Below are 20406 nucleotides of genomic sequence, written 5' to 3'. Positions count from 1 at the left end.
AGGATCACCATGACGTTAAAGACTTTTCTGCTCGCCACCGCCGCGACGATGACACTTGCCGCACCGGCGCTGGCGCAGACCGAGATCGAGTTCTGGCATGCTTTCACCGGGCGTCTTGGTGAGCTGGTCACCGAACAGGTGGAGAGCTTCAACGCATCGCAATCCGACTACAAGGTCACCGCCACCCACAAGGGCAATTACTCCGAAACGCTGAACGCCGGGATTGCCGCCTTCCGCGCCGGGGAGCAGCCGGACATCCTGATGGTCTTTGAAGTCGGCACGGCCACGATGATGTCGGCCAAGGGCGCGATCAAGCCGGTCCATGAGGTGATGGCCGATGCCGGTGCTGACTTTGATCAGGATGCCTATATCGGCTCGGTCAAAGGCTATTACACATCGAGCGACGGCGAGATGCTGTCGCTGCCGTTCAACGCCTCGACCCCAGTGCTCTGGGTCAACCGCGACGCGTTGCAGGATGCCGGGATCGATCCGAATGTGGATCTCTCGACCTGGGAGCAGGTTGGCGAGGTGCTCGACGCCCTCAAGACGGCGGGCAGCGTCTGCCCGCTGACCACGGCCTGGCAAAGCTGGGTGCATCTGGAAAACCTCTCGGCCTATCACGACACGCCGTTCGCCACCAAGGCCAACGGTTTTGACGGGGTCGATACCGCGCTGTCTTTCAACGGGCCGGTGCAGGTCAAGCATATCCAGACCATGGGCAACTGGGCCCGCGACGGCAAATTCATCTATGCCGGGCGGCGCAACGAGGGTGGCGCGAATTTCCGGGGCGGTGAATGCGCGCTCTTCACCGAAAGCTCCGCAGGCTATGCCGGGATCAAGGACGAGGCGCAGTTCGAGTTCGACGTACGCCCGCTGCCCTATTGGGGCGATGTCGAGGCCGCGCCGCAAAACACCATCATCGGCGGGGCCTCGCTCTGGGTGATGGCGGGGCAATCGGATGAGGAATACAAGGGCGTGGCTGATTTCCTCAACTTCCTGTCCTCGCCGGAGGTCCAGGCCAAGTGGCATCAGGACACCGGCTATCTGCCGATCACCCAGGCGGCGGCCGATCTGACCCGCGAACAGGGGTTTTATGACGCCAATCCCGGCACCGACGTGGCGGTAAAGCAGATGACCGCCAAGGAGCCAACAGAGAATTCCAAGGGTCTGCGGCTCGGTTCCTTCGACCAGATCCGCGGCATCATCGACGAAGAGCTCGAGGCGGTCTGGGCCGGTGACAAGGACGCGCAGGCAGCGCTCGATACCGCCGTTGAGCGCGGCGACGAGCTGCTGCGCCGCTTCGAGCAGGCCAACCGCTGAGTCCATGGCGCGCCCCGCGACAATCGGGGCGCGCCGCTGAGCCATGGAAAAGCGCGTCACTTTCAAGGGCATCTGGTTGCCGCTGCTGCTGGTCCTGCCGCAGATCATCGTCACGGCGGTGTTCTTTTTCTATCCGGCGGGTCAGGCGATCTGGCAATCGCTGTTCATTCCCGACCCTTTCGGCCTGTCGATGCAATGGGTCGGCTTGGGCAATTTCGAATATCTGCTGTCCAATACCTATTACCGGGCCTCTTTCGTCACCACCGCGGTATTTTCCATCCTTGTGACATTGGTCTCGATGGGCGTGGCGCTTTATCTGGCGGTGCTGGCGGACCGGCTGATCAAGGGGTCGGGCATCTACCGCACCCTGTTGATCTGGCCCTATGCGGTGGCCCCTGCGGTTGCCGGGGTGCTGTGGCTGTTCATGTTCAACACCCGCGTCGGCGTGGTCACCTGGTATCTCGGGCTGCTTGGCTATGACTGGAACCATGTGCTGAACGGCGAAGAGGCGATGGGGCTGGTCGTCGTGGCCTCGGCCTGGGGACGGATCAGCTATAACTTCCTGTTCTTCCTTGCCGGGCTGCAGGCGATACCGAAGTCGGTGATCGAGGCGGCGGCGATTGACGGTGCGCATTTCTGGACCCGTTTTCGCACCATCGTCTTCCCGCTCCTGTCGCCCACCACCTTCTTCCTGCTCGTGGTGAACATCGTCTATGCCTTCTTCGAAACTTTCGGGGTGATCCACACGATCACCAGCGGCGGGCCGCAGCAGGCGACCACCATTCTGGTCTACAAGGTCTATTCGGACGGTTTCGTCGGGCAGGACCTCGGCTCCTCGGCGGCGCAATCGGTGATCCTGCTGGTGATCGTCGGGCTGCTGACCATCGTGCAGTTCAAGTTCATCGAACGGAGGGTGCATTATTGACCGCCCGTGACGCCCTTGCCGCCGAAACCGGCCCGATCAAACGCTCCCGCCTGCCCGCCAGCGGCATGGTCGAGCGGCGCGGTTCGGGCTATTGGCTGACCCATCTGGGCCTGATCGTCGGGCTGCTGTTCATCTTCTTCCCGATCTGGCTGGCCTTTGTCGCCTCGACCGTCAGCCAGCCCGAGATCGTGCGCCCGCCGATGCCGCTGCTGCCCGGCGATCAGTTTTTCGCAAATTACCGCAAGGCGCTGGTGGCGGGGGTCAATGCCCCGGTGGCGATGATGATGCTGAATTCGCTGATCATGGCGATGGGCATCGCGCTCGGCAAGATCGCGATCTCGCTGCTCTCGGCATTCGCCATCGTCTATTTCCGCTTTCCCGGGCGCAGGCTGTTCTTCTGGCTGATCTTCCTTACGCTGATGCTGCCGGTCGAGGTACGCATCGTGCCAACCTATGAAGTGGTTGCCGGGTTCGGGATGTTGAATTCCTATTCGGGGCTGATCTTTCCGCTGATTGCCTCGGCCACCGCGACCTTCCTGTTCCGGCAATTCTTCATGACCGTCCCAGATGAATTGGCCGAGGCGGCGCGCGTCGATGGCGCGGGGCCGATGCGGTTTTTCCGGGACATCCTTCTGCCGATGAGCCGCACCAACATTGCCGCGCTGTTCGTGATCCTGTTCATCTATGGCTGGAACCAATATCTCTGGCCGCTGCTGATCACCACCGATCCGTCGATGAATACCATCGTCATGGGCATCAAGCAGATGTTCCCCAGCGGTGATGACATCGCCGACTGGCCGGTGATCATGGCGACCTCGATTCTGGCGATGATCCCGCCGGTGATCGTGGTGATCTCGATGCAGAGATTGTTCATCCGCGGCCTTGTAGACAGTGAGAAGTAACAAATGGCGACCGTCAGCCTGAGCAATATCAAGAAATCCTTCGGCCGGACCGAGGTGATCCACGGCATCGATATCGACATCGAGGATGGCGAGTTCATCGTGATCGTCGGCCCCTCGGGCTGTGGCAAGTCCACCTTGCTGCGCATGGTCGCGGGGTTGGAGACGGTGACGGAGGGCGAGGTCCGCATCGGCGGCAAACGGGTCAACGAGAAGGAGCCGATGGAACGCGACATCGCCATGGTGTTCCAGAATTACGCGCTCTATCCGCATATGTCGGTGTTTGACAACATGGCCTACGGGCTGAAGATCGCGGGCCGCCCGAAACCCGAGATCGCCGAGCGGGTGGCGGAGGCGGCCAAATTGCTCCAGCTCGAACCCTATCTCACGCGGCGTCCGCGCGAGCTGTCGGGCGGGCAGCGCCAGCGGGTGGCGATGGGCCGGGCGATCGTGCGCAAGCCTTCCGTTTTCCTGTTCGATGAGCCGCTGTCCAACCTTGATGCCAAGCTGCGGGTGCAGATGCGCCTGGAGATCAAGCAATTGCAGCGTCGCCTTGGCGTCACCTCGCTATACGTGACCCATGATCAGGTCGAGGCGATGACCCTGGCCGACCGGATGATCGTGATGAACGCAGGCCGCGCCGATCAGATCGGCGCGCCGCTCGAGGTCTATGCCAATCCGCAGACCGAATTCGTCGCCGGTTTTATCGGCTCGCCGCCGATGAACTTCCTGTCGGCCAGCAATATTTCAATCGCAATCCCCGGCGCGCATCGGCTCGGTATTCGCCCCGAACATCTGCGCCTCGTCGATGCCGAGCCGAGGCTGCGCGGCGAAGTGCTCTATACCGAAGCGCTGGGAGCGGAGAGCCTGGTGCATCTGCGATTGCCCGGGGGAGAAACGGCGACGCTGCGCCAGGATGCGCAGCAGATGCTGCCACGTGAGGGCGCCATGGTCGGGCTCGACTGGTCGGCGGGTGACGAGGTCCTGTTCAACGCCGAGGGGCAGCGCCTGCTTGGTTGATCGGACGGCCATGGCGGCTTGCAAAGCCCGGTCCATGGTCACCGCGCCGGGACGAATATCCCGCTGCTGAAAGGGAGCGGCAGCCTGCCGCCCCCGCCGTATTCACTTGTCGCTCACTTGCCATTCATCAGGTGATAGCCGTGCAACATCGCGCTGGCCGCGCCTACGGCGGCGAAGCTCGGCATCATCGCCAGGGTCATCCCCGCCCTCAATGCCGGGCTTGCGGGTTCCACCCGGGGCTCCCGCGGCGCGGTCGATGCGCCGCCATCATCCTGCCGACGCGCGGGGCCGGAGGAGCTGACCTTCACGGCGCGCCGGTTCAGTTCGGGGAACAATTCTTCGAAATCCGCAGCACTCAACATCATCTTCCTGTCTCCTGTGCAAGATCCCGGAGCATCACGGCGCCGGGAAAAGGGGCGCGCCGCCAACACCCGGCGCGCGAAAAACCAACCTGATCGAACTCGTGACAGGGCAGTATCGGCCCGCTATCGGGCCAAACTATGGCCAGCCTCAGGCCAGCATGCGCCGATGGCGCGAAGGCAGGTTCGCACCCGGACCGCGCCGCGGCTCGGCTTTTTGGAAATGCGCCTCCGCCAATTGCGGGATATCGGCGCGATAGAGTCCGATATCGTCGAGCAGCCGGTCGTCGAGATTATGCAGCGCCGAAATCATACGGCTGCGCTGCCAGCCTGCGATGACGCGGCCGAACCATTGCCGCAGTCGGCCCTGTCGCGCCGCGCCACCGTGCGCGGACCGCTTCTCCGCGCCGACCATTTCCAGAAGCATCTGACGAGTGATATAAGGGGTCATGACATCCTCCAACATGAACGTGCCAAAGCCGGACGGTGAATATTGCGCGCCACGCCTCCATGCGCAGCAGGATTCCGCGCCTAACCCGCACCGACGTGCCTGGACAGGCTTTCACCGTCATCTCATCTGATCGCAAAGGTCTCTGCACACCCCGGGGCGCGGACAGGCCGATCACTGTCCTGCCCGGGGCTACCGGCGGTTCAGCAACGTACCCGTGGTGATCGGGCGCCTCTTATGCAATTTGTTGACCATGCTCCGAAGATGGGCCTCTCGCGCGCGCCTTTCAACTCCTGCGTGCTCCCCTGCGACCTTTCGGCGCGATCGCGCTCATCCCTGTGACAGGCAGGCGCGAAATGGCGCGGCATGGGCAGAGCAGGAGCCGGATCGGCGGTTCGCGCGCATCGCGGGAAACGCGGCAGTTGACTTGCCCTGCCGGGGTACCTAACTCTTGAGGCATGTTGGCTCACGCAGATCATTTTCGATTTATCCTGCTCAACCGCCCCTTTCCCCGGGCGGTCTAGGCGCCTACGCGCCTGCGTCACCCCCGGGGCCTCCTCAATTCGCCGGATTTTAGGGAACCGACCTCCGGGACGTTCCTGACAGACCTGAACACACCAGCGGCGCACGCCGTACGGGGGAGAGAACGATGACCAGCCTGCAGCGAAACAAAGCCACGTCCGACAGCCAGATCGAACCGCATGTGACAAAAGCGGACGCAGCCCTGCTCAGCGACGCCGACCGGCGCAGGCTGCGCCTTGGCAAACGCCCCGCCGGGGCCCTTCCGGTCGATCTCGTCACCTGCGGCAGCGAGGTTTCCTATGTGATCGGCGACGGGCCGGTGCAATCCGGTCTGCTGGTGAACCGCGCCCGACGCGGCACCCGGGGCGGGATCATTCCGGCCTGCTCGCCGCTGGGTCACGCGCTGATCGGCCTGCGTGCCGGACAGGAAACCGCTCTGCCGCGCGAGGATGGCACCAGCCTGCCTGTCTCCGTCCTCGCCGTCAGCCCCTCGCCCTAGCCCCCCGTCCCGTCCTTTTCCTGTCGGGCGGCAGCGCCCGGCAACAACCGCGCGGTCGCCTTTATCCTGAAGTCCACTCAGCTCATTCGTTCGAGGAGAACACAAATGGAAACCCCCATGAGCACGACCCAAAAGAAGCCCCGCGGCCGCGCCCCGAAGATCGTCATCGATGCCGATCACCTGGCTCATATTGAATCGCTGGCCGAAGGCGCGATGAAGCGCAATCCGGCCCTTGCCGACCGACTGCTCGAAGAGATCGGGCGCGCCCGCGTCGTGGCTTCGGCGAAAATGCCGGACAATGTCGTGTCGATCGGCTCCAGCGTCACCTACCGCGACGAGACGACCGGGCTCGAGAAGTCGGTCACGCTGGTTTATCCGGAGAACGCCGATATCGCGCGGCAGCGCGTATCGGTGATGACCCCGATCGGCGTGGCGCTTCTCGGCCTGACCGAAGGCGCGGCTTTCTATTGGGACACGCGCGATGACCAGCGCCGCACGCTGACGGTGATCAAGGTCGAGCAGGACGCATTGGCGGATGAGCAAAGCGGCTGATGCGCCGCGCGCCTGCCGGGCCTGCCCGGCCAAACCCGCCCTCCCGCGAAGCCGCGGCGCGATGACCTGATCCCGGTCGCGCGCGCTTTGCCGGGGGGCTTCCCATTTCCGCCGTCCCCCCGCCCCGGAGTAAGCCCATGCGCCCCGCCGATCCGCGCCTGACCTGTCGCAACTGCCACAAGACCCTGCCCCGCGCCGCCTCGCACCGCTGCCCCTTTTGTCAGGAGCCACGGTCACGCAGAATCGTTTTGCAGACTAACGATTGCCCCGATTGCAATCGTCCGATCCCGCGCGCCCATGCCGGGCAATGTCCCTCCTGCGCCGTGGCGAAACGTGACTTCGGGATGTCCGACCAAGGCCGGAGGCTGCGGCGATGAAATTGCGTCACTTCACCCGCCGCCTGATCTGGCCCGTGCTTCTGCTGCTGATGAGCCTCGCCGTACTGCGCTTCCTGCCGGAACTGCGCGCAATGCTCGGCGCGGGCGACTGGGCGCAGCCGGGCGCGCAGGCGCTTGTCTATTTCTCGCTGGCCTGGCTGATCAGCCGGATCCTCGGTCTCGCGCTCGATCAGGCGGCATCGCGGCGGCGTCCCTATCCGCGCCTGCTCAAGGATCTGATCGCGGCAATCCTGTTTCTCGTGGCGCTCTCCGCCTCGGTGGCGCTGTTCATGGGTCAGGGCGCGGTCGGGGCGCTGGCCGGTTCGGGCCTGGTGCTGGCGATGCTCGGCTTTGCCATTCGCAACGTCGTGGCGGATACTCTTTCGGGGATCGCGCTTGGCATCGAAGGGCCGTTCCGTATCGGCGATTGGATCGACATCGACGGACTGGCGCGTGGCAAGGTCATTGAAATCGGCTGGCGCACCACCCGGATCCTGACCCGCGATTCCACCTATATGATCCTGCCCAACAGCCAGATCGCCCGCCAGCGGATCAGCAATTATTCAGCGCCGAAACCGCAATACCGGGCCCAGGTGACCTTCACGCTGGATCATTCGACGCCGATCGCGCTGGCCCGCAAGGTGATACTCGAAGCCGCGAAGAAAGCCGAGCTGATCGAGCAGGACCCCGCGCCCGACGTGCGGGTGCTGGCCTATGAGGAAGGCGGGATCACCTATGCGCTGCGCTATTGGTTAAGCCGGTTCGAGCGTGATGTGGATTGCCGCGATGAAGTCTATGGTCTGGTCGATGATGCCTTGCGCCGCGCCGGTACGATCGCGCCGCATCGGCGCATCGAGCTGATCCGCGCCGAGATGTCCGGACGCGGCGATAGCGCGCGCACGTCGCCCTGACGCAGCAGTGACACGCAGCACCGGCACCGGCTTCACGCGGGATAGTCGAAATCCCGGATCAGCTGCCAGAAATCGCCGTTGAGCTCGGCGAGGTCACGGATCGCCGCCTCGACATCGCTCAGCGCGGCGGCGTCGATCGCCTGGCTCTGCCCAACCTTGATATCGTCCTTCCGGTCGGCGATGCGCATCAGGATCGTCCGCGCATCCCCGCTTTCGGGATCGAAAGCATAGATGCTGTGGCTGTAGCGGTTGCGCAGCGCGGAATGTTTCATCACCTTGCCGGTCAGTGCGAGTATACGCTGACGCTGCTCGCCGGGGATACGGGGCATCTTCGCCAGCCGCTCGACCAGATCGATCCGCGCCCGCGTCGTGTTCAGCGTCAGGAAGATGATGACGGCCGTGTCCTTGTCGGTGCCCGCCAATCCGGCGATGAGGTGGATCAGCAGGCTTTCCGTATTGCTCCAGGCATAGTTGAGCCGACCGACCCGCAGCAGCAACGCGTCGAATGTCTCGGAACCCGCGCTCATACGAAAGCGATCATGACAGCGCCGCGCCATCCGCGCCGCCCGGGGCCTCCCCCGTGGCAAGCGAGAACCATGTCGCCGCGCCGGTGCGGTTGCTGACGCCGAGCTTGCGCAGGATATGATGGACATGCAGCTTCACCGTATGTTCGGAAAGTTCGAGATCACTGGCGATCACCTTGTTCTGCTTGCCGGTCGCCACCATGGTCAGGATCTCCCATTCCCGCGTGGTCAGCTTGCGCTTGTCGCAGGGCTCGGCTGTGGCCTCCACCGGGGCGCCGTCGCGCCCCCTCAGCAGGGCCTGCGGATAGACGACCTCGCCACAGAGCAGCAGCCGCATCACCGAAAGCCAGACATCGATCTGAACATTGAGCGGCAGGAAGCCGATTTCGCTGAGCTCGGTGCGAACGGATTTTTCCGCCAGCAGCCGCTGCGCAACCGCACAATCGCGATAGGCCAGCACCAGCCGCCCCGGCGCTGCCGCGTCGATGTAGAATTGCGGACGGGTCAGGATGTCGTCGACAAAATCCTCATCGACGATGGTGAGATCGGCACCGGCCCGCGTCTCGCCGATCTCCTGAAGCGCGGCGACATCGGCTATGCGCTGAAAATCCGCCTCTTCAAACTCGGCCGAAAAAACCTGCAGCATCCGGTTCGGAAAGTGTCGCACACTGCCCAGGAGGACCACATTCTGGCCGTGAAGCTGACAAGGATCAATATTCCGGTCGGCATTGTTCACCTCGTGGTCCATACAAATAACCTCCATGCAATAAGCCGTTACGCCGCATAAAAAAATGCTCTGATCTTTAGATTAATGCCTTCATCCTACCCTGATCAGGCGGTTTGGCAAACTAATCGTAAGGTTAATACATCTCGCGCGCAGCACGGTGACTCACGGTTCCCGGCCTGGAATCCGCCTCTCCCTGAAGTTGAAACGGTAACTTTTTCTTAACGCTTAGTGACGTTGGGGAAACTGAATCAGCGCGGTGAAACATGGCCGAAACCGGTCAGAAATTTCTCATTCTCGACCATGAGCTGCCGCTGTTTCGGGCCCGTTCCTGACGGGAAAACACCAAAGAATCACCATCTTCGGCTCCGGACTAACCGTATTTCTAGGATGCGCGGATACCGGGAGGACGGCACACTTCTGGGTAGCTGCTCATAGTCCCGCCATTTCAACGGCACCCATTTTTAACCTTTCGACCCGGCCCAGCAGCCCGGGTGGTTCCGGCTCAGCTCGCTATTTCAATGAGCCCCGGGCCGGCACCACTTTTCGCAAGACGCCGATTTTAGGAAGACTTTATCGAAGGGGGATTTGCCTATTTAGAAACCCGACATGACCGAACCGACGGCCGGACCTGAAGAGTTGATCCCAGGTCACGCCGTACACTTCCAAGCTCAACGCAACTTCCCCGGACAATGATCGCTTTTGAATGAGTGGCGGTGCGTCCCGGGGCATCATTGATGAGAGATTCAACATGTCTACGCGCAATGGAAACAACATTATCGGCTGGGGCGACGGCGACGGCGACGGCGAGCAGTCCTGGTACGATGGCGATCTGAACGTCAACAAGAACAAGAACAAGAACGACAGTGATAACGACAACGATAACGATAATGACAGCGACAATGCGAATGGCAATGAAAACGCCAACGGAAATGAGAACGGCAACGGCAACGAGAACGGCAACTACAACGAGAACGTCGGGCTGAACGACAACGCCAATGGCAACGATAATGCCAATGGCAACGATAATGCCAACGGTAACGACAACACCAATGGCAACGACAACAACAATGGCAACGACAACGCCAACAGCAACGACAGTACCAATAACAACACGAACGAGAATACCAGCTCGACCGATGCTTCAAGCGATGCCACGTCGGATTCATCTTCCGACAACGACAATACCAACAATAACGACAATACCAGCAGCACGGACGTCGATGTCGACGTCTCCGTGGCGCTCGAAGGTTATGAGCCGGACGACAACGATTTCGGCGACTTCGACCTGAGCGGCGGATCCTCCACCGGCGACATCATGTTTGCCAAAGGGGATATCGACTACAATCCCGGCAATGATGTCGAGATCGGCGACCTGCTGAAGCATTCGCTCAACGGTGAAGGCAACGATGCCGGTTTCCTCAACAACCAGAGCAACGACCTCAACGACAGCGACGTACTGGAGAATGCCACGGTCAGCAATGACGGCACCTTCACCCAGAGCGGCAACGCGACGGGCGGTGAGGCCTATGCCGAGGAAGGCATCAAGGTCAGCACGGACGGCGGTCACGGCGGCGATGAAGCCTATGCCGATGGCGGCAAGGCCAAGGGCGGCGATACCTATGGTGGCGATGCCAAGGCCAAGGGCGGCGAAAGCGGCGACAATGGCGACGTGAAAGCCAAGACCGGCGATTCCGGTGAGACCGGCAAGGCCAAGGCCAACGGCAACGAAGCGAACGGCGGCGACGTCGATGCGACGGCTGACGGCGACGGCGGCGACGGGGGCGACGGCACTGGCGAAACCTACGGCGGTAACAGCGAGACCAAGGCCAAGACCGATGCTGACGGCACCGGTGGTAACGGCGGAAACTCCGACTCCGACAGCACCGTGTCCGGGACCAACAACGCCAACGCGGCTTCCACCGATACGGGCGGCGACAGCGGCGATGCGGACTCGGCGGCCGACCAATCCTCCGACGGTTCGGCCGACAACGCTGCCGATTCCACCAGCGGTCGTGGCGGGGATGCTGACAGCAACGGTACCGGTACCGGAACCGCGACGTCCGATTCCACTGCCGACGCCGATGGCGGCGACGGGGGCGATGTCGACGGCGACTTGACCGTGAAGACCAAGGCCGAGACCGACAGCGATGCCGACAGCGACGGTGGTGACGGCGGCGACCAGGAGCAGAAAGCGAAGGTCGATGCCGAGGGTACCACCAAGGCCAAGGCTGACTCCGATGGCGGCGACACCGGCGATGCCGATGCCGACGTGGATGGCAAGGCCAAGGCCAAGGCCGATGGTGACGGCGACGGCGGTGACGGCGGCGACGTCGACGGCGATGTCTATGCCAAGGGCAAGGCCGAGACCGACAGCAGCACCGATGCCAATGGCGGCGACTCCGGTGAAGCCGATCAGAAGGCCAAGGCCAAGGCCGATGGCGATGCCGACAGCAAGGCCAATGGTGACGGCGGCGATGCCGGTGACACGGCTGGCGATGCGACTGGAAACGGCACCGCGGATTCCAACGGGAACGCTGATCCGGGCGATGGCGGCTATGGCGATGGCGACAGCGATGCCAAGGCCAAGGCCAAGACCGACAGCGATGCCGATGGTGAAGGCGGCGACGGTGGCGACACCGACAACCACGGCACCGGCGACGCAGACGGCAGCGCTGATTCAGGCGCAGGCTCCGATGGCGGCGAAGGTGGCGACACCAAGCTGAAAGCCAAGGGCGACGGTGGTGACGGTGCAGCCGACAATGGCGCCACCAACAACTCCAGCGGCACCGGCACGGGAACCGGCGGTGACGGTGGTGCAGGTGGTGAGGCGACGACCACGAGCGGAGATGCCAACACCGATACTTCGGGTGACGGCAGCGCCGACGGCGACGGTGGCTCGGCGCAGGGTGGCAACGCCAATACCGATGACGATGCCACGGCCAAGGCCAAGGCGAAGTCGGATAATGATGGCGGCGACGGCGGTGACGCCACGACCGGCAACACGGCCGATGCCAGCGGTGATGCCCTCACCGACAACGACAGCGGTGCTGGTGGCAATGCCAACGGCGACGCCGGTGACGCGACCAACGACAGCGCTGCCGATGCCGCGAACGACGCCACGACCGGCGACGCCAATGGCGGTACTGCGACCTCCGACGATGACGCGACCGCCAGTGCGGCAGCGGCATCCGACACCGAGACCGGCGCAGGCGCGGAAGGCACCACCGACAATGATGCCACTGCCCATGGTGAAGCCAATTCGGAGAACAACTCCGGAGCTGGCGGTTCCTCGGGCGCCACGACCGGCATGCTCGACAGCGACGTCTCCGGAGCGGCCGCCAATGACGGCACCACCGGCTACGGTGGCTCGGCAACGGCCAATACCGACGACGACGCCAATGCCAACGGTACCGGCAGCACCGACTCCGACGGTGGCGCAGGTGCGGCAGGTGACGCCATGAACGATGCCGACGCGACCGGCACCGGTAATGGCGATGCGGCCTCCACGGGCGGCAATGCCGATGCGGACGCGACAGCCAACGCAACCGGCAACTCCGACGGTATGGCCGACTCGGACGCCAACAGCGGTGACGGCGGGGCAGCGTCTTCGGACACTGACGCCAATGCCAACGGCGCTGCCGACGGCTATGCCGACGGTGATGGCGGCTACGGCGGCCTGTCGGATATCGCGGCTGAGGCACTTGCCGAAAGCAGCACCGGCAACAGCACCCATGTCGATACGGGTGACGGTGGTGCCACCGACAACGACGCCACTGCCGACAGCCAGACCAACGCCAGCGGCGACGTGATGGCAACCTCCGGCTACTCGGGTGCCACCGGCGACGCAGCGGCTGCGGGTGGTAACACCGGCAACGCCACAGGCGGCATGGCCGAAGGCGGCATGGCCACCGGCGGTGCGACCAGCGGCGGCGCGGGCGGCGTGGCCACCAATGGCGACGGTGGCATGGGCGGCAACGCGGGCTCCTGGGGTTCGGGCAACGGAGACGACGGTTACGTGACCGGCGAATCCTACGCTTCGGCCGCAGCGCAGGTCGATGTTGCAGCGTTCAACCAGAGCATCGTGATGGGTGCCAACGTCCTGGGCAACACGGTCGACATGAATGTGGTCGGCGGGTCGTTCAGCAGCACCTACGTCGGCGACGACTCCGACGGCTGAACCTGAAGACACTATCCGGGGCCGGTCTCGCGACCGGCCCCGGCCCTTCTCCGGCAACCGGGAAGGCAAGACAGAGACTAGACGATCCGGGACACAGGCGCATTCTACGCTGACGGCGTGTCCCTGAATGGAAGGCGAAATTCGTCATGGCATTTGACACAACGACCGATTCCATTGCCCATTTCATAGGCGCATTCAGTATCGCGGAAGAACAGGCGAGGATGCGCAGCGATTTTGACCGGTTTCTTGCCGAGCGCGCCGCGCAGAAGGAAGCCGAGGAACTCGCCCTCAACATGGCGCGGGTCAAATCTCCCCACAAACTCGAAGACGTGGATCCCGATCTCGACTACAAGGCCGAAGCGCCCGCCACCCCGGCGGACCTGCCCCCGGCGCCTTTCGAAGCCATCCAGCTGGAGCTCGAAATGGCGCCGTTCGATTTTGCGGTCCCTGCCCTGATGGCGCGATTCGACCCGCTGCCTTCGGACGATGCGGGCGGCGGCGCCAGGCCGGTGCTGTCTCCACCGAGCTCGCTGATCGCGGTCACCTTTCAGAGCGCCGTGCTGTTCGACGATGACGTTTTCGGCGACATCAGCCAGTCCGGCTTTGTCGACCTTGGCGGTGTGGTCGCGGTGCTCGACAAGCTGGCGGAGCTGGCCGAGGCGCTGAGCCCGGTGCGGCTCGACCTTGCGGAAGCCTCCGATGACTGGTTCGCCGCGCTCGACGCGCTGAGCGCGCAGTTGCCGGAAGCGCATGTGATCTCCGAGGTCAATTACCATTCGGCGGTGATCCGGGGTGCCGATGCCGACGGCGGGATCTTCGTCAATGGTGAACTGGTCGAGTCCCTGCCCGACTGGAGCGACTATCTGCCCGTCTATTTTCTGGACAAGGATGTGCGCCTGCCGCAGAGAGCCGGAAACGAGGAGGACGAGGACGAGACGCTCGCCGACGAAACGACACCGGCGGCGCATGATTATTCCCGCGATTTCGAGGATGACGAGGCCAACCCCTACGCCATTGATCCCGGCCATCACGTGGTATCCGGCGCCAATACGGCGGTGAACCATGTCTCGCTGAGTTCCGACTGGCTCGATGCGCCGGTGATCGCGGTGGCGGGCGACGTCCTGAAATTCGACGCGATCTCCCAGGTGAACGTGCTGCTGAATGGCGGCAGCGTCTCCTATGGCACGGGCGCACATACACCGGCACCTTCGACCGCGCAGAACGTGGCGCAAATCACGACGAAATCGCATCTGCAACCGGTCGATGGTCAGGGAGAGGCGGCCCTGCCCCCCTCCCCGGTCCCGACCGGCGGGCCCAAGGATTGGGTCATGGTCACGATCGAGGGCGACGTCACGCAGATCAACTGGGTCGACCAATATACTTTCGCCACCGACAACGACATGGCCGAGGTCAGTGTCAGCGGCACCAACACCTATCTCGGGCTCGGGTCCAACGACATTTTCAACCACGTCTCGATGTGGGAAATCGGTTTTACCTACGATCTGATCATCGTCGGCGGCAGGATGATCGACCTCAGCATGATCAATCAGGTCAATATCCTGCTCGACGGTTATGATATCGGCACCTCCGGTGCCAAAGCTCCGGCGTCCACAGGCGCAGCGGGCAGCACGGGCCAGGCAGCCAAGGGCACCACCCAGGCGGCCGATCCGATCTCCGGCCTGCCGCAGAGCGATACGGCATCTGGCACGAGCCCGGACGGCGGAGCGCCGGTGTCTGGGCAATCGGAAAAGAGCGACAATCAGAGCACGACAGACACCAACAGCAGCAAGACCAGCAACACCGGCAGTTCCGAAACGACCGATGCGAGCTCGGACACATCCGAGAATTCGGTCAGCACGTCGTCCTCGGATGCCGACGAAACCGCTACGTCGGACACTACCGCAACCTCGGACACTACCAAAACCGCCACATCAGACACGATCGAAACCGCAACTTCGGATACGATCGAAACCGCAACCTCGGACACCACCGAAACCGCCGTTTCCGACACGACCGAAACCACCACGTCCGATACAGATTCCCACGGCAGCACCGACACGGCGCAACCTGCCGTTGCCGTGGTACAGGGCGCTGCGGGCAACAACGGCGCAGTTGCCGAGGCACCGACGGGCAATCCAACGACGGGCGACAACCTGCTCTGGAACGAGGCCGCGATCCATAACACCGGAATCGACACTTCGGTGCCGCTCGATGCTGCGATGAAAGACCAGATACAGAAACTGGCAAACGGGGATCAGACGCTGTCCGACGAGATCCTGGCCAATCCGCTGTTCGACGGCATCGAATTGCTCAAGGTGCTCTATATCACCGGCGACTTCATTACCGTCGATCAGGTCAACCAGACCAACGTGCTGGGCAACGTCGATCAGATCAACATGGCGACATCGCAATTCGCTGATGGTCTGAACGAAGAGATCACCCTCACCACCGGCTCCAACATCCTCGCCAACCTGGCTCAGATTACCGATGACGGCGTCGATTCCGCCGTGATGTCGGGAGGCGAAACCTATTCGGACGCGCTGATCCATCAGGCCGGGCTGATCGAGGCCGATGCACCGCCGACGGGGGTCAGCCTCGGCGCGCTGGCCAACGAGGCGGTGGCCTTTCTGGTCGATGACATGGTCGCCCCGGCCAATGTCTCTGAAATTGCCGCGACGGCAGATTCGATGATTACCGAGACTGCAGGGCAGTCCGACGTCATGCAGACCTTGCTGGCGTGAACTGGTCGATGACATGAAAGGCAGGGTCGCGTGAAGCATGTTCCCGATTATCCCCCGTTTCCGGGTCGTACGGATGTTCCTAAAATCAAGAACAAGGCGAGCTGTCGCACCGCCGGGCCGGGCTGCCAGCCTGCGTCAAAGGTCGCGGCGCGGCGGGTCTCTCCGCTCTATCTGACCGTGGACCAGCGCACCGATATCGAATTCGACGGCGCCAAGGTTCCCCAGAGCGAACCGGCTTTCCGGCGCTGGCGCCCTTCCGAGGCGCTGAAATCCGCCGCCGCGCGCGAAAAGGCGGCGCGGGCAACTCAGCTCAAGGGAGGCGATGGACCAAAATCCAGCCAAGATACCGACGTGAAGGCCCGCGAAGATGCCTCTGCGGTCCCGGTCAGCTCTGCAGGACCCGGCTCCGATGTCGCAGCCGAGGTTTCTGCGCCCGCAGAACCCGCGCTGAAGAACGTGACGGCTACTGTCGCCGAACAGGCACCGGCAAAACCACTGACAAAAGGACCGCAACCGGAGGTTTCCGGCGCGCCCACATCCGAGGCCCCGGCTTCTCCCGCAGCCGAGCCCGCGACAATCGCCCCGCAGCCGACGCAAGCTGAGGAACATGCTGAACCCGAGGCGGCCAAGTCCGCCGCGACCAGCGGCACGGCCGAAGCGCACAAGGCAGCGCCGAACGCATCACAGGCGAACCCGCCGCGATCAGAAAAGGCCCAGCCGAAAGGGGCCGGATCGAACGCAGCCAAGCCCGATGAAGCCCGTGCCACACCGGAAACAGCCCGCGATACCGGCGGTGCGCTGCCCGGCGTCACGATAGAAGGCGACACCGGGCCGATCCGGCGCAAACAGGGCGGCTCGCCCCCCTCCGCCGGTGGCGGAGGCGGCAGCAAGCCACCGAAATTTCACAAACGCCTCGGCCCGTCGAACTTCTCGGAATCGCTCAAATCCGGCAAGGCAGCGGTACGGCGCAACCTGTTGCTGGTGCTGGTGCTGACCTGCGCGACAAATATCCTGATCCTGGCGATCCCGGTCTACCTGTTCCAGATCTCCGACCGGGTCTTGACCAGCCGCTCCGTCGATACGTTGATCATGCTCACCGTCGTCATCGTCGGCGCCGTGATACTGCAAGCGATCTTCGATGCCGTGCGCCGCTTCGTGCTGATGCGAACGGCCGTCGAAGTCGCGGTCCGGCTCGGCGCGCCGATCCTCAGCGCCGCCTCCGCGGCCTCCCTGCACGGCACGGGACGCGAATATCAGACCCTGGGCGATCTGCAGCAGGTGCGCGGCTTCCTGGTGTCCGGCACGCTGATTTCCTTCCTCGACGTGCCCTTCGCGCCCCTGTTCATCCTGGCGATCTTCCTGGTGCATCCGCATCTCGGCTCGATCGTGATCGGCACCTCGCTGGCCCTGCTGGTGATCGCGCTGATAAACCAGAAGATCACCTCCAAACCCTTCGCCGAAGCCAACACGGCGCAGTCCAAGGCCAACATGCATCTCGACTCGATGGCCCGCAACAGCCAGATCATCAACGCTCTCGCGATGATCCCGGAGGCGGTGCGGATCTGGGGCAAGGACACTTCGGCCTCGCTGACCGCGCAGGTGCGCGCGCAGGACCGCAACATCGTCACCTCCGCCGTTTCACGGGCGGTGCGGCTGCTGACGCAGATCGCGATGCTCGGCTGGGGGGCCTATCTCGCGATCGACGGACAGATCACCGGCGGCATGGTGATCGCCGCGTCGATCATCGCCGGTCGCGCGCTGGCGCCGATCGAAGGAGCAATCGAGGGCTGGAACGCTTTCTCGATGTCGCGCTCCTCCTATGCGCGGATCACCGGGCTGCTCACCGCGTCGCGGCTGCAATTCGAGAAGCTCAACCTGCCCAAACCCGAGGGGCGGCTCGATGTGGAACGGCTGCTATATGTGCCTGCCGGAACCAAGCAGGTGGTGCTCAACGGTATCAGCTTCTCGCTCAATCCGGGTGAGGCGCTGGCGGTGATCGGCAATTCCGGCGCGGGCAAGACGACGCTCGGCAAGATGCTGGTGGGGTCGATCCTGCCGACCTCGGGCAATGTGCGGCTCGACGTCATGGACCTGCGCAACTGGGATCCCCGGCAGTTCGGCGAAAACATCGGCTATCTGCCGCAGGACGTGCAGCTCTTCCCGGGCACGATCAAGGACAACATCGGGCGGATGCGCTCGGATGCCACGGATGAGCAGGTCTTCCGCGCCGCGATGCTGGCCGATGTGCACGAGATGATCGCCAACCTGCCGCATGGCTACGAAACCATCGTCGCGGCCGATGGCGCGCCGCTCTCCGGCGGGCAGAAACAGCGGATCGCGCTGGCGCGGGCCTTTTTCGGGGATCCGCGCTTCGTGGTGCTCGACGAGCCCAATTCCAACCTCGACAGCAACGGCGACAAAGCGCTGGCGCGGGCCGTGGATCACGCGCGCAAGAGCGGCATCACCACCGTGGTGATCACCCAGAAACCCTCGCTGCTGAGCTCGGTGGACAAGATCATGCTGCTCGCGGATGGCAATATCCAGCTCTTCGGCGAACGTACCGCGGTGCTCGAGAAACTGGCGGGCCGCAAGGCGCCACAGAAGAAGGTCGAAGGCAATGGCTGACACGATGATCGAAGGGCCGGATGGCGAATGGTATGCCGAGGTGCCGCGCTCGATCAGCGGTTTCGCAATCTTCGGGGTGTTGCTGCTGGTGCTGACATTCGGGGGCTTTGGCCTCTGGGCCTTCCGCGCACCATTGGCAGCGGCTGTGATCGCGCAGGGCAGTTTCGTCGCCACCGGGCAGAACAAGATCGTCCAGCATCTCGAGGGCGGCATCATCGAGGAGATCCGGGTCCGCGAGGGCGACCGGGTGAAGTCCGGCGATCTGCTGGTGCGGCTCGATCACACCGCCGCCTCCGCCAATGAACGCGAATTGCAGCTCCGGCAGATGCGACTCGAAGCCACCGAGGCGCGGCTCATCGCCGAGCATCAGCAGCATGATGTGCTGAAATTCCCGCCACATTTGCAGGAGGCGAAGGAACAGGACCTCGAGGTCGCCTCCATCCTCGACGGCCAGTCGCTGGCCTTCATCGTGACCCAGTCGGCGTTGAAAAGCGATCTGACGCTGTTGCAACGCAATATCGACGCCCTCGCCTCCCGCGGGATCGGCTATGAGACGCAGCTGGATTCCTTTGAACGGCAGCGGATCATTCTGGAGGAGGATCTTTCCGCGAAGCGCAAGCTGCTCGAAAAAGGGCTCGCCCGGCGCTCCGAGGTGACGGCGCTCGACCGGGCGATGATCGAGGCCGAGGGCCATATCGGACGGCTGCAGGCCGAGATCGACGAGATCAGCCAGATCCGCGCCAAATACGAGACGCAGATCGAACAGGCCATCGGCCGCTACCGGCAGACCGCGCTGACCGACCTGCAATCGATCCAGTCACAGCTCGACTCGATCCGCGAACAATCCCGCACCGCCCGCAACGTGCGCGAGCGGACCGATGTCATCGCCCCGGTGGACGGCACGGTGGTCAGGCTGCATTACCATACCGCCGGGGGTGTCGTGGAAAGCGGCCGGGCGATCATGGAGATCCTGCCCCTCGACGAGCCTTTGATCATCGAGGTACAGGTCCCGCGGATCGATATCGACAGCGTGCGCGTCGGCCAGCCGACCAAGGTCCGGCTTACCGCCCTGAACCAGCGGACCACACCGGTGCTGGACGGTTCGGTGATCTATGTGTCGGCGGATTCGATCACCGACACGTCCACCGGCGTTGCGATGGAAGTCTATGTGGCGCGCGTGTCACTCCCGCCGGAACAGCTTGGCCGCGTCGTCGGATTCAAACCGACCCCGGGCATGCCGGCGGAGATCATGATCCAGACCGCCGAACGCACCTTCGCGCAATATCTGGCCCGCCCGATCCGCGACAGCATGACCCGCGCCTTCCGCGAGCAATAGGGAAGCGATTCTCTGATCCGGGCGGCCCGTGTCGCCCGGATCGTCTCGTTTTCGCTCTCGAACTGGCGCCAGCGGCTCCGCAAAAACGCTTCATCCCGAGTAAATCTGTCTGGCTGTCCGCAGCGCCACGGGATGCGGCGGAACGCACTCAGCAACAGGTTTTCGGGTGCCGGCAGGACCGTTTGAAATCGCTCTGCAAGCCGCCTCTTCCGCCTTGATTTCGCCACGAAAAACCCCGCTCCAGCGCGCAATTATGGCAAGCAGAAATCGCATCGCCACAACTTAGACATGATCGACAGGCAGCCTTGATCCATCACGCATTTGTAACCGCGCTCGGTGAAATAAAATCAAATGTGAATAGAAATCGGGAATTTTCACCCCATTTATATGTTATGCTAGAGTGAAAAAGGGTGAGAAATCAGAGGGGAAGACGATTTTCAGGCG

The 20406-nt window shown here is 63.3% G+C and carries 15 protein-coding genes; 11 read left to right on the top strand and 4 right to left on the bottom strand.

Annotated features, from left to right (window positions below; genetic code table 11):
- Nucleotides 1-9: 9 nt before the first annotated feature.
- The 4 genes from ugpB (at nt 10) to ugpC (ending at nt 4164) form a co-directional block, all read left to right on the top strand.
- Nucleotides 10-1320 (top strand): sn-glycerol-3-phosphate ABC transporter substrate-binding protein UgpB, encoded by a 1311-nt coding sequence (gene ugpB / locus ACFSUD_RS03910; RefSeq protein WP_386371658.1) that lies wholly within the window; start codon nt 10-12, stop codon nt 1318-1320.
- A gap of 43 nt (nt 1321-1363) precedes the next feature.
- Complete coding sequence (ugpA, locus tag ACFSUD_RS03905; protein ID WP_386371656.1) at nt 1364-2245, top strand: sn-glycerol-3-phosphate ABC transporter permease UgpA; 882 nt, start codon at nt 1364-1366, stop codon at nt 2243-2245.
- Between the two features lie 65 nt (nt 2246-2310).
- Nucleotides 2311-3147: a sn-glycerol-3-phosphate ABC transporter permease UgpE gene (gene ugpE, locus ACFSUD_RS03900; protein WP_386371879.1), complete on the top strand. Its 837-nt coding sequence runs from the start codon at nt 2311-2313 to the stop codon at nt 3145-3147.
- Nucleotides 3148-3150: 3 nt separating this feature from the next.
- Complete coding sequence (gene ugpC / locus ACFSUD_RS03895) at nt 3151-4164, top strand: sn-glycerol-3-phosphate ABC transporter ATP-binding protein UgpC (protein WP_386371655.1); 1014 nt, start codon at nt 3151-3153, stop codon at nt 4162-4164.
- A gap of 113 nt (nt 4165-4277) precedes the next feature.
- Here the strand turns inward: ugpC and ACFSUD_RS03890 are convergent, their stop codons facing one another.
- Both ACFSUD_RS03890 and ACFSUD_RS03885 read right to left on the bottom strand, forming a co-directional pair.
- Complete coding sequence (locus ACFSUD_RS03890) at nt 4278-4529, bottom strand: hypothetical protein (RefSeq protein ID WP_386371653.1); 252 nt, start codon at nt 4527-4529, stop codon at nt 4278-4280.
- A gap of 145 nt (nt 4530-4674) precedes the next feature.
- Nucleotides 4675-4974: a DUF1127 domain-containing protein gene (locus tag ACFSUD_RS03885; protein WP_386371651.1), complete on the bottom strand. Its 300-nt coding sequence runs from the start codon at nt 4972-4974 to the stop codon at nt 4675-4677.
- Nucleotides 4975-5620: 646 nt separating this feature from the next.
- Between ACFSUD_RS03885 and ACFSUD_RS03880 the strand changes: the two genes are divergently transcribed.
- From ACFSUD_RS03880 to ACFSUD_RS03870, 3 genes are all read left to right on the top strand, one after another.
- A complete protein-coding gene (locus ACFSUD_RS03880; protein ID WP_386371649.1) occupies nt 5621-5992 on the top strand; it encodes a GreA/GreB family elongation factor in 372 nt (123 codons plus the stop codon).
- 117 nt (nt 5993-6109) lie between these two features.
- A complete protein-coding gene (gene rnk / locus ACFSUD_RS03875) occupies nt 6110-6544 on the top strand; it encodes a nucleoside diphosphate kinase regulator (RefSeq protein WP_386371647.1) in 435 nt (144 codons plus the stop codon).
- A gap of 373 nt (nt 6545-6917) precedes the next feature.
- Nucleotides 6918-7832 (top strand): mechanosensitive ion channel family protein, encoded by a 915-nt coding sequence (locus ACFSUD_RS03870; RefSeq protein WP_386371645.1) that lies wholly within the window; start codon nt 6918-6920, stop codon nt 7830-7832.
- A 32-nt stretch (nt 7833-7864) separates the two neighbouring features.
- On the opposite strand, the gene ACFSUD_RS03865 is transcribed toward ACFSUD_RS03870, so the two are convergent.
- Nucleotides 7865-8359, bottom strand: coding sequence for a hypothetical protein (locus ACFSUD_RS03865; RefSeq protein ID WP_386371643.1), 495 nt, complete (start codon nt 8357-8359; stop codon nt 7865-7867).
- 10 nt (nt 8360-8369) lie between these two features.
- The gene (locus tag ACFSUD_RS03860; protein WP_386371641.1) at nt 8370-9104 is read right to left on the bottom strand and encodes a helix-turn-helix transcriptional regulator; all 735 of its coding nucleotides are present in this window, start codon (nt 9102-9104) and stop codon (nt 8370-8372) included.
- A gap of 727 nt (nt 9105-9831) precedes the next feature.
- Between ACFSUD_RS03860 and ACFSUD_RS03855 the strand changes: the two genes are divergently transcribed.
- The 4 genes from ACFSUD_RS03855 to ACFSUD_RS03840 all read left to right on the top strand — a co-directional run bounded on the left by ACFSUD_RS03855 (nt 9832) and on the right by ACFSUD_RS03840 (nt 19962).
- Nucleotides 9832-13260, top strand: coding sequence for a beta strand repeat-containing protein (locus tag ACFSUD_RS03855; RefSeq protein WP_386371639.1), 3429 nt, complete (start codon nt 9832-9834; stop codon nt 13258-13260).
- Between the two features lie 146 nt (nt 13261-13406).
- Nucleotides 13407-16001, top strand: a complete 2595-nt coding sequence (locus tag ACFSUD_RS03850; RefSeq protein ID WP_386371637.1) for a hypothetical protein — start codon at nt 13407-13409, stop codon at nt 15999-16001.
- Nucleotides 16002-16031: 30 nt separating this feature from the next.
- Nucleotides 16032-18626, top strand: coding sequence for a type I secretion system permease/ATPase (locus ACFSUD_RS03845; RefSeq protein WP_386371635.1), 2595 nt, complete (start codon nt 16032-16034; stop codon nt 18624-18626).
- Nucleotides 18619-19962 carry an HlyD family type I secretion periplasmic adaptor subunit gene (locus ACFSUD_RS03840; RefSeq protein ID WP_386371633.1) on the top strand — a complete coding sequence of 448 codons (1344 nt, stop codon included), beginning with the start codon at nt 18619-18621 and terminating at the stop codon, nt 19960-19962. Before ACFSUD_RS03845 ends, ACFSUD_RS03840 begins: the two co-directional genes overlap by 8 nt.
- The last annotated feature ends 444 nt before the right edge of the window (nt 19963-20406 follow it).

This window comes from Sulfitobacter aestuarii, from assembly GCF_042685005.1.
Taxonomy (GTDB): Bacteria; Pseudomonadota; Alphaproteobacteria; order Rhodobacterales; family Rhodobacteraceae; genus Sulfitobacter; species Sulfitobacter aestuarii.
The sequence above is the reverse complement of the archived record's forward strand: the minus strand, read 5'-3'. Positions and strand labels throughout refer to the sequence as shown.

Bases quoted from the DNA above. Each gene is read 5' to 3' on its own strand.
- ugpB (WP_386371658.1), top strand. From the start codon at position 10: ATGACGTTAAAGACTTTTCTGCTCGCCACCGCCGCGACGATGACACTT.
- ugpA (WP_386371656.1), top strand. From the start codon at position 1,364: ATGGAAAAGCGCGTCACTTTCAAGGGCATCTGGTTGCCGCTGCTGCTG.
- ugpE (WP_386371879.1), top strand. From the start codon at position 2,311: ATGGTCGAGCGGCGCGGTTCGGGCTATTGGCTGACCCATCTGGGCCTG.
- ugpC (WP_386371655.1), top strand. From the start codon at position 3,151: ATGGCGACCGTCAGCCTGAGCAATATCAAGAAATCCTTCGGCCGGACC.
- ACFSUD_RS03890 (WP_386371653.1), bottom strand. From the start codon at position 4,529: ATGATGTTGAGTGCTGCGGATTTCGAAGAATTGTTCCCCGAACTGAAC.
- ACFSUD_RS03885 (WP_386371651.1), bottom strand. From the start codon at position 4,974: ATGACCCCTTATATCACTCGTCAGATGCTTCTGGAAATGGTCGGCGCG.
- ACFSUD_RS03880 (WP_386371649.1), top strand. From the start codon at position 5,621: ATGACCAGCCTGCAGCGAAACAAAGCCACGTCCGACAGCCAGATCGAA.
- rnk (WP_386371647.1), top strand. From the start codon at position 6,110: ATGAGCACGACCCAAAAGAAGCCCCGCGGCCGCGCCCCGAAGATCGTC.
- ACFSUD_RS03870 (WP_386371645.1), top strand. From the start codon at position 6,918: ATGAAATTGCGTCACTTCACCCGCCGCCTGATCTGGCCCGTGCTTCTG.
- ACFSUD_RS03865 (WP_386371643.1), bottom strand. From the start codon at position 8,359: ATGAGCGCGGGTTCCGAGACATTCGACGCGTTGCTGCTGCGGGTCGGT.
- ACFSUD_RS03860 (WP_386371641.1), bottom strand. From the start codon at position 9,104: ATGGACCACGAGGTGAACAATGCCGACCGGAATATTGATCCTTGTCAG.
- ACFSUD_RS03855 (WP_386371639.1), top strand. From the start codon at position 9,832: ATGTCTACGCGCAATGGAAACAACATTATCGGCTGGGGCGACGGCGAC.
- ACFSUD_RS03850 (WP_386371637.1), top strand. From the start codon at position 13,407: ATGGCATTTGACACAACGACCGATTCCATTGCCCATTTCATAGGCGCA.
- ACFSUD_RS03840 (WP_386371633.1), top strand. From the start codon at position 18,619: ATGGCTGACACGATGATCGAAGGGCCGGATGGCGAATGGTATGCCGAG.